Origin of the sequence: Salisaeta longa DSM 21114, assembly GCF_000419585.1 — a bacterium.
GTDB classification, from domain to species: domain Bacteria; phylum Bacteroidota; class Rhodothermia; order Rhodothermales; family Salinibacteraceae; genus Salisaeta; species Salisaeta longa.
Genome location: NZ_ATTH01000002.1, coordinates 15,033 through 31,200, shown reverse-complemented (window position 1 = coordinate 31,200; position 16,168 = coordinate 15,033). Strand labels below are relative to the sequence as shown.

The 16,168-nt window shown below is 62.1% G+C and carries 5 protein-coding genes; 2 read left to right on the top strand and 3 right to left on the bottom strand.

Going from position 1 to position 16,168, the window contains the following annotated elements; genetic code table 11:
- Positions 1–24: 24 nt before the first annotated feature.
- Together SALLO_RS17955 and SALLO_RS0113455 are read right to left on the bottom strand one after the other, a co-directional pair.
- Positions 25–5,733, bottom strand: coding sequence for a T9SS type A sorting domain-containing protein (locus SALLO_RS17955; RefSeq protein ID WP_022836825.1), 5,709 nt, complete (start codon positions 5,731–5,733; stop codon positions 25–27).
- Between the two features lie 264 nt (positions 5,734–5,997).
- Positions 5,998–8,388 carry a hypothetical protein gene (locus SALLO_RS0113455; RefSeq protein ID WP_022836824.1) on the bottom strand — a complete coding sequence of 797 codons (2,391 nt, stop codon included), beginning with the start codon at positions 8,386–8,388 and terminating at the stop codon, positions 5,998–6,000.
- A gap of 736 nt (positions 8,389–9,124) precedes the next feature.
- On the opposite strand from SALLO_RS0113455, the gene SALLO_RS17315 reads away from it, so the two are divergent.
- Both SALLO_RS17315 and SALLO_RS0113445 read left to right on the top strand, forming a co-directional pair.
- Positions 9,125–10,822, top strand: a complete 1,698-nt coding sequence (locus tag SALLO_RS17315; protein ID WP_051141461.1) for a helicase HerA domain-containing protein — start codon at positions 9,125–9,127, stop codon at positions 10,820–10,822.
- 159 nt (positions 10,823–10,981) lie between these two features.
- The gene (locus tag SALLO_RS0113445) at positions 10,982–15,088 is read left to right on the top strand and encodes an ATP-binding protein (protein ID WP_022836822.1); all 4,107 of its coding nucleotides are present in this window, start codon (positions 10,982–10,984) and stop codon (positions 15,086–15,088) included.
- On the opposite strand, the gene SALLO_RS0113440 is transcribed toward SALLO_RS0113445, so the two are convergent.
- Positions 15,085–15,804, bottom strand: a complete 720-nt coding sequence (locus SALLO_RS0113440) for an ABC transporter ATP-binding protein (RefSeq protein ID WP_022836821.1) — start codon at positions 15,802–15,804, stop codon at positions 15,085–15,087. The genes SALLO_RS0113445 and SALLO_RS0113440 overlap by 4 nt on opposite strands.
- Positions 15,805–16,168 lie beyond the last annotated feature (364 nt).

Genomic DNA, 16,168 nt, shown 5'->3' with positions numbered 1-16,168 from the left:
CCGGGGCATGTGCCACGTGGACAATTACTGAACGATGACCAGCTTCCGCGTCAGCAGGCGGTCGCCCGCGCGCAGCCGGACGAAGTACATGCCGCTCGCAAGGCGCTCTACAGGCGGTTGAACCTGGTGGCGGCCCGCGGTCTGCTGGCCATCAACCAGGCGCACGACCTCTCGTCCGAGTACGTCGTACACGACGAGCTGCACCGGACGGGCCTCGGGGAGCGTGTACTCAAGCGTTGCCACCGAGCGCGCGGGGTTGGGATAGGCCCGAAGGCGCAGTTTCTTCGGACGCACCTTCTCTTGCTGGCGCGTAACGTACGCGGGCGTGCCTACCGCCAGTTGCAGTCGCGTCGTCCCTTCCGAAACTGTCACCTCAACCGCACGCCCTTCAATATCATGCGACCGACCGGCTTCAGGATGAATTAGGGAAGCATGATCGAAACGAAGCGAATCAAGGCCATTCAGCCGAAAAGTCAGGGGTGAATCACTTTTAGACGAGAGGCGGATGTCGAACGTGTGGCCCTGCTCCGGAACCGGCCGCCACTCCCGTGCGAGCATGCGTTCCCGCGCTGGTACGCCGTTTTCCTCAGATTTCGGTTGCACGAAGCGCAGGCTGACCGGCGAGAACTTCGTTGGAGGTCCCACCAGGTCTAAAGGATCAGGTCCTGTAGCCGCAGCGCTGCTGAGGCTGATAAGCGCTGTCGTGGCTACTCCATTGGGCCGTGTCGCCGTCAGCGCCAATGTTGCGGTTGCCACGCGTTGAGCTTGCACCGGTGGAGCCATCTCGCCCATGAACGGAGCGCCGGGGTACGGAATTGCCAATGAATCGAGGCCCGCGTCATTAAGGAAATAATACGCTTTTCCTGTGGTTGCAGAGGCGAGCGTATCGGCCTGTGCAAAGGTACCGTCGAAGGTCCAGGGAGACTGGAGCGTCGCGTCGGGATGCATCGCCTCCACACGCGTCCACTCGACATCTTTGTCTGTCGGGTTGGCAATGATGTTCCATCCGTCGTGCAGGTCGATCACCGCAACGGTATCGCCACGCAGCGTAATTGACGGTGCAGAAACGCTGGTCGCCCAGTCCTCTGGACTGGTGAGCCAGAAGCCGCGGCCGGGCGTGAAGGTGAATACGTTGGATCCGTCATAGCGGATAAGGAAATCGCTCGCGGAGCCATCATCCCAATACGCTTGCCAGTCGGTTCCGGCCTCTTCTCCAAGGCTTGAGGCCAGGGGCACTTCATCGCTACCAGGAAGCGCCACGAGGCGGTAGTCTTCCGGACCGCTGGCATCCCCAAATGTGCGTGTGATTGACGCCTCAACGGTTTCAGGGTAAAGGAAGACAGACGTTTGGGCAGACAATGCACTCTCGTTGCCTTCGTCGTCCACGGCAGCAACACGATAGTAATATGTTATACCACTATTCACATCAGTATCCGCGTAGCCCGGGGTGCTAATCACTTCATCGTTGAGCCGGACGGCATTTGATGCGTCACTGAACGGAGACTCAGCACGGTACACGAAATAGCCCTTCAAGTCCGCCTCAACATTCTCCGACCAAGACAATGTGACCTGCTGTGAGCCACGATCAGTTATGATTCCTTCAGGTGCGACAGGTGCAAGTTGCCTCTCATACAGTGCGCGGGCCTCGACCACCTCAACCGGGAAAGAATCAGCGTACTCAACACGAAGAGTGTCAAAAGCCTGGACACTCAGTGTAGGGTGATCGGCGGAGTTGGAAAACGAAAATGCAGCAGCAAAGGTGGCTGTGTTGGCACCCGTTTCATAAAGACGGAGATCGACCTCGTCGGTTACGGATTGTACTGTCAAGTCCACTGAGTCAACACGCGTACTGGATACATTCTGTTCAAAGTCAGATAATGTAACCGTGCCAAGCGCATCGGAGCCTATATACCGGGACGCGCCAAATGAAAGGTGAGCTTGAGAGCTCTTTTCGTTGGTTACGCGTAGAATGTAGGATAGTGAGTCGAGACCTCCAGCATTGTCAGCAACCTGAACACGCACATTGTGAACACCTGGGACCGACGTCCAGGAAACCACGCCGCTTGAACTTATCATCATGCCGTCAGGTGCCTCGAGTAGAGAAAACGACAGTGGATCGTTGTCGGCATCGTTCGCCGCAAATGTATAGCTGTATGATTCGCCCTCGCGACTTGTCTCTGGCGGTGTCGGATCCACAAATTTCGGCGGATTGTTTCCACTATTCCGGGTGTAGTTCACCGTTTGCGGAAGAGAAAGTGCACTGTAGCCGCCATCGTCGTCACGTGCAACAACGGCCAGCGTATAGGTGCGCCCAGAGGGAATTTCGTCCAAGGTGATGCCAGTGGTGTCTCCAACAGGAAGTGATGGTGACGTAAAGTTGACCTCTTCGCCCTCCTCGTAAAAGAGCGTGTATGTTACTGCATCTGGACTCGCAGACCACGAAATGTCCAGTACCGTATCTCGCACGGCCGCATCGAGATCGGTCGGCACTGTCAATTCGTTTCTTGGAGCCACCTGCACCGGCGTGGAAGCATAGCGGATCGCCGGTGAATTGATTCCATCCGAGGCGCGTGCATAGATGTAATAGGGACCCGGAGTGAGTCCGGTTGTCGGCCAAGTGTAACTGGTACCTGACACATCTTCGGCGATGAGCGTACCATCTTGGCCACCGGAGTCTGTATCATAAAAAAGATCAACGGTGACCGGATCATTGTCCTGTACGGTCCACGACAGCGACACGTTGTCTCCTGATACTTCAGGTGGGTCCAGGTCCAACGATGGCGCAGGATTCGCGCCGATCACGTCTACAGCGACTTCCGGGCCAGAGGGCAGGTTTACCGACCACATACCAGTGGTGGGGGCACCAAATGTAGCGAATGCTTTTCCACTGCCACTTTCTTCACTGAAGGTGATCTCAGCGGATGCATCACTCGCGCTCACGGTGCGACCGTTCGGAAGCGTTACGGAAAATGACGGTACTTCCCCTGAGCCGTCAACACGAATGATCAGTCCAGACTGGATAGTGTTGAGGGTAAATTGCTGCCGGATTGTATCTGCAGTCGCCCGAGCCTGTGCGTTGAGTTGCTGGTTCCCACCCAGAATGAGGCTCTGTCCTTCAAACCGATTCTCTTGTTGTTTCGCCAACGACGGCTTAAGTGCGGGAACAGGAAAGAGATCCTCATTGAGGTTCTCCATGTTGCGGGCAAAATCCGCCTCGATGGTGGGGTTGACATAGGCCAAGCCATACGCTACCCCAAAGGAAGCGATTTCCACCTCACCCGTGATCGCAGCGTTCAATAAATAATTCTCCGTTTGTGCAACTGTATACGGGAGTTCAACCTCCGGAAGCGACTCCAGCCAACCAAATGGAAAGCCATCGCCCAAAGACGGAACCTGGAGTTGGGCGCTCACCCCTCCAGAAACATCGTAACCTGTGGATACCTGATTGATTCCCGCGCTAATCTGGCCGTCTAAAATGTTGTTATCTCGAACTGTGAAACTCGCGTCTCCCTCGAAGGCGAGGCTTTGTGTCTCAACAGTGACCACAGCGCCTCCCACGTCCTCATCAAAGACAGTCACTCGTCCACTCCCTTCCAAGCGCTCGCCGAAGGTGTAGGCCAGCGTGAGGTCATCGAGCGTTACGGTCTCGATGGTTCCGGTCATCGGGGTGATGTCTGCAGAGACGAACAAGGTTGGGGGAGGCTCGACGATGTTCTCAATTCCTCCGCCTCCTCCAGAGAGGCCAAGTCCTGTATTTGCGATGGGGACAGGCGGCGATACCTCAATCTCTACAGCAACCGTATTGAGCAGTCCATCAAGCAGTTCTGCTTCGGCCTCCAAGCCAAGTGCAGGGGTCTTCAGGTCCGCTGCTCCCGAAAACCGATTCTCAGCGCTATCGAACGTGAGTTCGAGGCTTTCGAGGGTCGCGATGCCGTTTCGGAACGGCACCTCCTCAACTGAGAGGGTGCCCGCGATATCGAAGCCGCTACTCCGGGTAATTTGCAGCGTTTCAACGGCCACCTCCACACTGCCAATGACATCGGGAAGGACGATCTCACCTCCGATTCGAACCCCATCGCTCAGCAGTTCGATTTCTCCAACATGCACCGGTAAACTCGCAGCGGTAAGCAGACTGTTGGTCGCACTGAGCGCCTCGCCCTCCAGAGTCGTTGTAATCTCATCTGCCAAGTTGAAATCGAACGCTCCTTCATACAATACCACATTGCCCAGGGAAGGGATTTCTGTCACAAAGATAGACCCATCCCCTGCAATGGAGAGCGCCTCGGTATCGGCCGTAACAGTGCCTGAAAATTGAAGAATTTCGTTGATGCTTACGTTTCCCGTCGCCTCATAAACCGAGCCGGACGTGTTTTCGATGGCATCGGCGTAGAGCGTCACCGCACCGATCTCCAGAGTTTCGCTGATGCCACCCGGTGATGGAGTCGCGCTTGCCTCGTTGGAGAGTCCGCTCTCATTGCCATCGGCGTCAACCGCGGTGACGCCGTAAAAATAGGTCGTTCCATTCGTGACGCTGTTGTCCGTAAAAAACGGGTCTGCGATCGCTGTACTGTTGAGCTTCGTGGCATTCGCCGGATCACTGAACGACGATGTGGCGCGGTAGACGTTGTAGCCGTCGAGGTCGGCGGCGGTGCTGGCCGTCCAACTGAGATCGACTTGGCCGTCGCTGGACGTAGCGGTGAGACCGTTTGGGGCGGCAAAAGCGCTGGGGCTTGATTGCAGCCACGGCTCGTAGTCAACGTTGTCACTAACTTGCAGTCCGTTTCCGCCAGGGTTGCCAGGATGGGTGGGTCCATTGGCGCTCCCCCAGTAGTTATTTTCGGCATCGATAATGTTTGTGCCGTCGTTCTCTAAGGCGTAGGTGGAACTGGACGACAGGAAATCGTTGTTGTTTACACTTCCTGTAGACGTACCTTGGAAGTACAGTCGCATTTCGGAGAACCGAGAGTTGGTGATCGTGAGCGTGCCGCTTTCGTCTGCGGTGAGGTCGGTGTCGTTCCCCTCGAAGGTGACGTCGTCGGCCACCAGCGCGCCGCGGACGACGATGTCTTCCAGGAAGTCAATCTGCACGACCACCCCGCTTTGCACAGTTAGCGTCGCTGCTGCGTCTACGATTACCGTCTCGACGATCTTGACCGGCAGCCCCTGATAGGTGCGCATCGTGGCGTCGGCCGTTACCTCTGCGGTCGTCCCGGTGTCGTCGGCATAAACAAACTGGGCGTCTGCGTTGGAGAAGGCGTTGCTGCTGACTGTTGACGCTGGAGCCCCCAGTCGTTCGAAAAGCGGGCGGACTCCATCGAAGGTGTTGCCGTTGAGCGTCGAGGCGGATGTGCTGTAGAGCTTCACACGCACATAGTTGCCAGAGTCCGACGGAAACCGGGAGTTGGTGATCGTGAGCGTGCCGCTTTCGTCTGCGGTGAGGTCGGTGTCGTTCCCCTCGAAGGTGACGTCGTCGGCCACCAGCGCGCCGCGGACGACGATGTCTTCCTGGAAGTCAATCTCCACGACTACCCCGCTTTGCACCGTTAGCGTGGCTCCTGCATCAACGGATATGCTGGACTCTACAATGTAGGGACTTCCTGCCTGTGTCCACTCTGTATCGGTGACGATGTCCTCCGTGATGCTTGTCTGCGCGAAGGCACTCGGTATGGGAAAGAGGATCGCAAATCCAAGAAGATAGAGAACAATTTTCGGGATGATGATCTGACGTGACATGGTACAGACGGGAGGTAGAGGAAAGAAAATCGGAGGTAAGGTGCACGCACGAAGGCTGAATCCGTATGCAACCGAAAGCTTGTTCACTTCACATGTAATGTCCTCGCAATTCGCCCCTTCTGCTGAATTCCTTTTTGAAACGAAACTGTAACGACATTTGTGCCAGTCAGCACTACGACGCTTCGGCTGCCCCGTGTGGTCTGTTTGAAGTGCAAGACCTGTCAGGTGTCGGAGACCTGATCGGTCTGCTCCAGACGGACCGCCTCACTCCCACGCCCGGCTCGAATCTGCCCCCGGCCAATGCACCGTCGGCTCGGTCGTCCAGCCGGTGCCGGTCCAGTATGGCAAGCGCGCCAGGTAGGCCCGGCGGTCGCCATCGGTTGGGACGGCCTCCAAGGCGCCTGTGTCTACAAGACGCCGGGCCATCGCGTCGTATTCGCTGGAGGTGCCCATCGCGCGTGGCTCCAGGTCGAACGTGAAGTGAATCAGCGTGTGCAGGCCATTCTTTTTGTCCGCGTTGGTGCCCTCGGCAACCTTCACGCTGAACTGTCGCTGGCCTACGGCGCGCGAGACGACCGCCCGTGCCTGGTTCAAGTTGACGCTTCGCGCGGTGTGTACGACGGTGGGCGGAAATCGGATGTACGCAATGTGAGGGACCAGTGACTGTCCGCGCACAGCGTAGGGCGTCTGCGTCGGTGCATGCCCGTCCATGTCGCGTGGATCGAGGACAGCGAGCACGGCCTCCCAAAAGGCATTGCTCACCCCCGGCACCATAATCTCACGGACGCCATCGCCGTTGAGGTCGTACGACGCGAGCCGCTCCAGATGACCGGGATGCACGTACTGTTGCAACACGGCTCCGGTGAGCACGTCGATTTTGAGCAGCAGGCCGGGAAAGTACGGCTGATGATTGGCCGTGAGGTACAACTCGGGCGTCCCATCGGCATCCCAGTCGCCCGCCTGAAGATCCATCGCGCTGAAGACGCGGGTCGTGAGTTCCGGCTGATCCGAAAAGGGCACCTCAAATCGAAGGGGGAGCGCCCACTGTACCGTCTCGTCTCCGACGCCCCGGCACTGCACATACTCTAGTGGATGGGTCTGTCTTTCGTTTCGGGAATCGGTGTGTCGGGGACCGGCCCAACAGATCTCGTTCTGGCCGTCGCCGTCCCCATCTACCAGTGCATAGGCATTGAACGTCTCCCCATCGGTATCGGTCACTGCTTGCCTCACGATGTCTGGGCCGACATGCACGCGCTCCACAACCTGGCCGTTGTCATTTTGAAGGATCATGTGCTTGCCGCCAAAGCGCACCGCCACGGGGTTTTGATCAAGCGGACCGATAGTCATCCAGGCGATAATGCTGAGCAAGAGGAGAATCATAACGCCGCTGACGGTGGCCACGGTGGCGGTGGAATAGGTGCGAGCCACACGCAGGACGTATCGAAAACGATCGGTTGACACACGGCGGATGAGGGTGCGGTTGTGGTACACCGCACGGAGCGACGAGACGCCTACGATGGTGAGGGCACCGTGCGGATAGCGGTCTGCGTGCGCATCTCGGGCGGCGCGGGCGATGTCGGCCTGCGCATCCGGAACGACCAGCGTGGTGACGGGACTGAAAAACGCCGTTTGGACCTTGGTGGGGAGGGTCGTTTTGTTGACAGGACGGACGGCGCCGTTGGCCTCCAGAACGCCGGTAAAGGCGATCCGGGAACGGGGACGAAGGCGGACGCGCTGCGGATGCGTCTCCTGGAGGACGGTCATCAACTCGACAGCCAGGGCCAGATGAAGCGACCGCCCCGCAACCGGTGGCCCTGCGGTCAGACGGACACGTCCGTTCCAATGGCCCTGTGCCAAGGTGGGCGAGCGGTCGTTGAGCAGGTCGCGCACGGCCGACCAGACGGGCGCGAGAAGCGTATCCGCCGAGGTGGATGTGGCGTCGGCATAGCCTTCCAGCGTGAAAGCATCCGCATCCGAACGACGCCCCAGCAGGTCCACATGCAGCGCCGTGAATCCGCCGACCATGCGAGGCACCGCACGTTGCTTCAGGCGGTCGATGAGCGTTCCTGATGTGGACGCAGCTTCGTTCGAAAGGCACTCTACCGTTGGAATGGGATGTTCCGGCAGAGGCTCTGTCCAGGTATCCAGCAGCGTACGGAGCCGCTCGGCATCGGAACCATCGCTCTGTTCTGCCAGGGTAGCCAGGCGGTTGAAGGGAGCAACGTCCCCGGACGGGGCATCCCCGACCGCCTCGGCATGGATGGACTCGTCAAAAGGAGTCCCGTGCATCACGCGAAGAGCATGGCGCGGCGCTCCGGCATACGCATACAGACGGGCCGTGGCACGACGCAACCCATCCAGCGTAGCGGGCCACCCGGGCGCGGTAGACGGCAAGCGGTCGGAGATGACGACCAAGCGGTCGATCAGCTGGTGCAAGCGTTCGGGCGCCCAGCCGATTGGGGCCATCCGAGGCACGAGCAAGGCGAGGATGGATTGGATCTCCAGCACATACGTCTCGAACATGCCGGTCGCGTCGGGAAGGCACTCCAGAAACGAGACGACTTGGGCCAGTTTCCAATTGACGCTTGCAGGACGGAGCAGGTCGGCTTGTAAGCGTTGGTATTTGGTTTCAACCTGAAACGGGTCATCATGCATCAAATAGGGAATGTATGTGCGCGTGGAGAGTTGACGTTGCAGAGGAAATACGGGCGGTACGGAAAAGTGCGGATGCGAGAACGCTGATGCAGAGACGCTACCTATCGTATACGCCAAGACGTAACTGCGTCTTCAAGCCTGCAAGTCTCCCGCTCAGGCCTGTCCTTACGACGGCTTATGACGCTGTTCTGTTCGCTTGCTGTTCCAGATAGACCGGTGTTCGTTTGCTACGTCATTCCAAACGGAGTGGACAATCTTTTACAATGCGCGCATGTGAGTAGTTCGGCGATTTCCACTCTGATTCAACGCGGGTTTTATGCGACAAAATAGATCTCCTACAAGGATGACCCTTCGGGACTCTTTCTCACCTAACAGGCGCAATATTCCCGTAGGGTAACCTTTGCCCTACGTTGCTCATACTAACGAAAATATGAGAGTGTGAAGAGCCATCTGAATGTTGTCATGTAATGAGGCAGATAGCCCACTCCAGCACAACCGATGGCAGCCTTTTGTGCTAAAAATCTATTTCATCTATCCATAATCCCCAGTGTTTTTCGTTTGTCATGTCTGCGCTCCATTGCTTCTTTACACTGCGGGCGGCCCGCTCAATCAGGTCACGTATCAACTGCGAGTTGCCCCCATGTCCAGTTGCGCCAACATCTGAGCGGTTCGCGTGCTATACTACATGGCAAGCGCATCGCACGAACGCCCGCCTTTTGCACACGCCGGTTCCGCCATGCCCGATTCTCCCGCCCCCACGCCCCGCCCGCAGACGCTTGGCGTCATCACCCACGGGTCGCTCAACGGCGGCCTCGAAATGAAGCTGGATGCCTCTACCGGCGTTGAGTCCGTTATTGCAGGTACGTTTGTCGTTATCAAGGGCGAGCAGTATGCGTTCTTCTCGATGATTACGGATGTGGAGATTGAGGCGGCGAACGAGCAGATCCTCATCAACCCGCCGGGCGCTACCGACGACCTCTTGCGCGATGTGCTGCGCGGCACGGGCACGTACGCGACGGTCGCGATTAAACCGATGCTGATGCTGCCCAACGACACGGCGCTCGACCTCACCGAAGAGGAGCCGCAGTCGGTGAAAACCATTCCGGCGCACTTTGCGCCTGTCGCGTTGGCGACCGAAGACGACGTGGCGCGCGTGTTCGGCCACGAGGCCAATGCGGGCGGCGATACGTACTTTCACATCGGGCAGCCCATTGGCATGGACGACATCCCGGTGTGCATCCACCTGCCCAAGTTTGTGGAGCGCTCCAACGCGGTGTTTGGGAAGACGGGCACCGGCAAGACCTTCCTCACCCGTTTGCTGCTGGCGGGCACGCTGCAAACCGATCGGGCGGTGAACCTGATCTTCGACATGCACTCGGAGTACGGCTTTGGCGACCGGGCGGAAGGCGACGAGACGTTTGTGAAGGGCCTGCGCGCGCTCTTTCCGCACAAGGTGAGCATCTTTACGCTCGACCCCGAGACGACCCGCGAGCGCGGCCAGCAGGCCGACCACGAGGTCCACTTGCACGCCGACCAGATCGAGCCGTCCGACATTCTGCCGCTGCGCGATACGCTCAACTTAAATGCCACGGCGGCCGAGAGCGCTCACCTGCTACGCAACCGCTACAACACCGACTGGCTGCGCACGCTGCTGTCGGCGCGCGGCGAAGACTTTGAAGCGATGGCCGAGGAAACCGGCGCCCACCAGGGATCGCTGGAGGCGCTGCAGCGCAAGCTCGCCCCGTTTGAGCAGTACGACTTCTTCCGCACCGATCCGTCGCCCGCCAACTACGACGTGCTCGATGCGCTCCTCGAAAACCTCGACGATGGCACGTCGGTGGTGCTGGAGTTTGGCCGGTACGACGACCTGCGGGTGTATCTGCTGGTGGCCAATGCCATCACGCGCCGGATTCGCACGGCCTACGAGGAAAAAACCAACGTATACCGCCGCACCAAGCAGGAGGCCGATAAGCCGCGGCCGCTCATGATTACCATCGAGGAGGCGCACAAATTCCTGGCACCGGGCATCGCGCACGAGACGCCCTTTGGCAAGATTGCCCGCGAGATGCGGAAGTTCTTCGTGTCGCTGCTGGTGGTCGATCAGCGGCCCAGCGCCATTGACGAGGAGGTGCTCAGCCAGATTGGCACGAAGCTGGTTGCCAAGCTGAGCGACGAGAAGGACATGGGCGCGGCGCTCGTGGGCACCAGCGATGCGTCGTCGTTGCGGCAGGTGCTGGCCTCGCTCGATGCAAAGCAGCAGGCGCTTGTGCTGGGCCACGCGGTGCCCATGCCCATTGTGGTGAAGTCGCGCACGTACGGCACGGACTTCTACGAAGCGCTGCGGCTGCACCGGCAGCAGTACCTCACGGGCGGAGCCAACGGTGCGGGCGGCGCGGCCCCCGACCCGGATGCGGAAATGCAAGACCTTTTCTGAACGGCACGTACGTCTGAACCGCGTGCGCGCCGCGAAGCCTTCCCCAAAACAGCACGATACGCGCTGCCGCCGGCCCGTGCAAAAGAACCTTGTACACATGCGGTTCATACGATGCAACAATAGGTGAGCGGCTCCTCTCCCTCATGCGCATACGCCCTCGTGCGTTACCTCCTTGCCCTCTTGCTACTGGCGTTAGGCGCCCCGCTCGCGGCCCCCACGGCCGTGGGGCAGTCGGCCAATGCGCACGGCTGGCCCGTTGTGCGAACCATCGCTCCGCAGCAATACCGGGGCACGCCCAGGGTCGCGACGCTCGCGCACGGCCGCACCGGACAGGTCTACCTGGGCCTTGCGGCGCAGGGCATTCGGCGCTACGACGGCACCGCGTGGACGATTCCGCCCGGCAGCGGGCGCTGGCACGTGCGATCGATCGCCTTCCGCAACGGGCACCCCTACGTTGCCACAAAGAGCGGACTGTTCCGGCGGAGCGCGCCGAGCGACGACGGCGCGTTGTGGCAGCGGGTGCCCCTCGCCAACACCGCTACCACCGACAGCCTCGCGGTGCGGCGGGTGGTGCATAGCGCGGAGGGCCTGTGGGTGCATGCGGACGATCGGGTGTACCGGGTCACCGGCGATAACGTGCAGGCGATTGAGCTGAAGGGCGCAGTGGGCACGCTGGTGCACGGCGCGGGCGGCGTGTATGCGCAGCGCACCGACGGCTTTTTGGTGCGGCTCGATGGCTCCGCGCCGCGGCTCCTGCCTGTGGCCCTACCGCCGTACACCGGCGCGTTGCAGGCCGTACTGCCGTGGAAGGACGCCCAACGGCTCATCGTAGCCGAGCGTCGCATCTACCGGTTCGATGGCACCTCCATCGCGCGCTGGCGCACGGCCATCGACGGGGTGCTGCTCAACGCCACCGTGCACGACGCGGTGCGGCTGCCCAACGAAGACATTGCCCTGGCCACCGCCACCCGCGGCCTCTACATCCTTACGCCGCAGGGCCAGCTCCGCTTCCACCTCTCTACCGCGGCGGGCCTGCCCTCCAACCGCATCCCCGATGTGATGGTGGGGCCCGGCGGCGCGCTCTGGGCTGCTACGGGCGCCGGCGTGGTGCGCGTGGCCTGGCCCGATCCGGTGACCCTCTTCGATGCCCGCGATGGCCTCGAGGCGTCGCTTCGGGATGTGGCGTTCCACGACGGGCGCCTCTACGTAGCCACGGCCCGTGCGCTGTTGCAGAAATCGGGTGATGGGTTCCGGGCCATTGCACGCCTCGGTGCCATTCACGCCTTGCTGCCCACGCGGTACGGACTGTTTGTGGCCGCGCAGGAGGGCCTCTGGCAGTGGACGGACGGCCGTCTTTCGCAGATTGCCCCCATCAGCGGGCGGGCGCTCCGGGTGGATCGCACGCAGGACGTGGTGTACGTGACGGGCGCTGAAGGGGCGGTGTGGATGGTGGAGCGCCGCGGGCGCCGGTGGACGGCGCGCCGTCTGCCAACGCGCACGCCCCAGCCGGGTACCTCCATTGCCCAGGATGCCAGCGGCACCCTCTGGATTGGATACGGCGGCGGCATTCAGCGCATCGACGACCCGTTGCAGCCCGCGCGGCGCGTGGCCACCGTGTACGACACCACCGACGGCCTCCCGACGGCCGCGCGCAACCGCACCCTGCAAATTGGATCGCGCGTGTGGGTGAGCACGAGCGCCGGACTGTACCGGTTTGCGCGGCCGCAACAACGCTTCGAACCCCTCTCCACCGACATTCCCACAGGCCATCCGGTAACGGCCGTCGCCGCGCAAAGCCCCGACCGGGTGTGGCTCGGGTTTGGCCTGCAGGCGGTGGGACGCGCGCAGCGCACGCCGGCCGGCGGCTACAACTGGCTGGCGGGGCCGTTTCAGCGCGTTATCGATGTGGGCGCCGTGCAGGCCATCACCACCCAAGCCGACTCCGTGGTGTGGTTTGCCACCGGTCAGACGCTCGTGCGGTATGCCGTGCGGCAGCTGTACCGCACGCAACACTCGTTTGCCACCGTCATTCGGGGCACGGCCACCGTCCGCGACTCGTCGGTTGCGGTGGAGGCCGCCGTTCAGGATTCGGCCGCGGGCCTCGATCCCTCGGCCTTTCCGGTGCGGGTGCTCATCGGCGCCATGACCTACGCGCAGTACCAGGGCCAGCCGCCCGCGGGGCACGCGGCCGTGCAGTACCGCTATCGCCTCGACCGGGCCGATGCGTGGTCGGCCTGGCAAACGACGCCGTACGTGTCGCTGGGGCGCATGGCACCCGGCGCGCATCGGATGGAGGTGCAGGCGCGTAACTTGTATGGCGTGGAGGGTGCGCCTGCGACCCTTTATGTGCACGTGCTGCCGCCGTGGTACCGCACGTGGTGGGCGTACGGCGCCTACTGCATCGTGTTGGCCGTGGCGCTCTATGGAGCGGGCCGCTGGCGGGCGCAGCGCACGCGGGCGCGTCAGAAGGCCCTGGAGGAGCAGGTGGCGCAGCGCACCGCCAAAATCCGCCGCCAGAAGCAGCAGATTGAGCAGCAAGCCCACGAGTTGAAGACGCTCGACGCGGCCAAGTCGCGCTTCTTTGCCAACGTAAGCCACGAGTTTCGGACGCCCCTCACCCTCATTCTGGGCCCCGCCCGCGCGCTACGCACCTGGATGACGGAGCACCCCGAAGCGCCCCTCCACCAGGTGGAGCGCATCGAGCGCAACGCGCACCGGCTCCTGCGGCTTGTGCAGCAGCTCCTCGACCTCGCCCGCCTCGATGCCGGCACCATGACCATCCAGGCGCAGCCTACCGACATGGCCGCGGCCGTCGCGCGCATCACCCAGGTGTTTGCTCCGCTGGCCGAGCAGCAAGGCATCACGCTAGAGCAAACGACCGAGCGCTCTGTGGAGGGCCTGGTGCCCACCACCTACGCCGACCCGGAGCTGCTGGAGCAGATCGTGAGCAACCTGATCTCGAACGCCATCAAGTTTACCCCCTCCGGCGGCCGCGTGACGGTGCACGTGCACGAGCAAACGACCGGCACGGCCATCATCGTGCGCGACACGGGCGTGGGCATTCCGGCCGATGAACAAGCGCACATCTTCGACCGCTTCGCGCGCGTCGCGCACGACCACCCGCGCTCGCAGGAGGGCACCGGCATCGGCCTTGCGCTGGTGAAGCAGCTCGTGGAGCATCACGGCGGCACCATCACGGTAGACAGCACCACCGACGAGGGCTCCACCTTTCGCGTGTGGATGCCTCGCGGGCGCGACCACCTGTCGGACGAGCAGGTGGTCGACAGCCTCGACCGGCCCAATGCCCTCACCTCGCTGGAAACCGCCGATACCGCTGCGCATGCCTTCAAGGCCTTGTACATGCACGCGGGCAACGGTACGTCGTCGGCTGACGCCGCGACGACCGCCCACCGCTCAGCGGCCGACGATGCGCCGGTGGTGCTGGTGGTGGACGACAACGCCGACGTGCGCGGCTACGTGCGCTCCATCCTGGCCGAGGACTTTCGTCTGGTGGAAGCGGCCGACGGGCGCGAGGGGCTGAACAAGGCGCGCGAGCACCTGCCGGACGTCATCCTGGCCGATGTCATGATGCCCGTGATGGACGGTCTGGCGCTGACCAAGGCCCTGAAGGGCGACCCGCACACCGCCGCCCTTCCGGTCATTTTGCTGACGGCCCGCGCCGAGGCCCACGATGAAGTGCATGGGCTGGACGCCGGGGCCGACGACTACATCACCAAGCCGTTCCACGCCGAGGTGCTGGAAGCACGGGTGCGCGGCGTCCTGTCGTTGCGCAAGCGTTTGCGGCGGCAGCTGGAACGCGAACAGGGCGCGGCCGCCGAGCGCTCGGCGCCGCCTCCCCCGCCCGACACCCTGGGCGACGGCGACACCGCGCCCATGCCGGCCTACGCGGGCGAGGCGCAGGCGCTGTACGAGCAAAGCCGCGCCGCCGTGCACGATCACCTGACCGACCCCACGTTTGGCGTAGACGCACTGGCCGAGGCGCTGGCCATGAGCCGATCCACCTTGTACCGGCGCTTTAACGAGCACAACCTGCCCTCGCCGGGCGACCTCATCCGCAACACACGCATGGAGCACGCGGCCCGCCTGTTGTGCGACGAGGAAGGCTCGGTGACCGAGGTGGCCTACGCGATGGGCTACAACAGCCTCTCGACGTTCAGCAGCGCCTTTCAGGAGTACTACGCGTGCTCGCCCACGGCCTACGTGGAGCAGCACACGGCCACCTCCGATGGGTCGACGGCCCATTAGGCCGGCAGCTCGTTCCAGAACGCCAGTTCGTCTTGCACGCCGGTCGACGGATCGGCGATGAACGCTTCTTTCGATGGATACACCCGCAGCGCGCCGTCGCGGATGAGGGCGAGGCGGTCGCCCATGCGCAGGGCCTCCTTCAGGTCGTGCGTCACAAACATCGTGCTGATGCCGTGCGCGCGGGCCAGGCGCTGAAACAGGTCCTGCATGTCGCGCCGCACGGCCACATCGAGGTTCGAGAAGGGTTCGTCGAGCAAGAGCAGCGGCGGCTTCACAATGATGGCGCGCCCAAAGGCGACCCGCTGCCGCTGGCCCCCGGAGAGCTGATCGGGCGACTTGCTGCGATGGTCGGAGAGGCCGAGGGCGCTGAGCATGCGCAGGGCGCGGCGCTTCACCGCAGCCGCGTCGACGTTGCGCAGGCGCAGGCCAAAGGCCACGTTCTCGAACACCGTAAGGTGCGGAAAGAGGAGCGGCTCCTGGTTCAGGTAGATGATGCCGCGGTTTTGGGCGCTCTCCTTGGAAATATCGCGGCCGTCGAGGGCGATCGTGCCCGCGTCGGCAGGCTCCAGGCCGGCGACAATCTTGAGCAGGGTCGTTTTGCCGCTGCCCGAGCGGCCCAGCACGGCCAGCGTCTCCTGGGCATGGACGGTGAGCGATACGTCGCGCAGCACGCGCTCGTCGCCGTAGCGCTTCGAAAGATCGGTAAGGTGGAGCATACAAGAGAGCCGCCGTGCGAAATAGCGCAAGCACGAAGCCCAACGCGTCGGTGGGGCGTAAGTGCCTGAAGCGTGGCAGGAAACGCCCCGGCGCCCGCGAATCCCCGAACCGTTTCGGCACGGAGCGGGCCGCCGCGGGGGGACAATGCGTTCGATTTGAATGTGGGGAGGGCACCATTGCCGTATCGGGAGGGGTGGCAGGCCGGGGCGCGGTGCCGCCATCGGACAAAAGGCGTCCGATACGTCCGGTGGCGCCTCTACCTTGCCGATACGGTTCAAATGAGCGTCGCGCAAACGATTGCGCAGACGGTCGGTTGGGCCGCGGGCCGCGGGCGATCCGCAGGCCCTACGTTGTTCTATCACC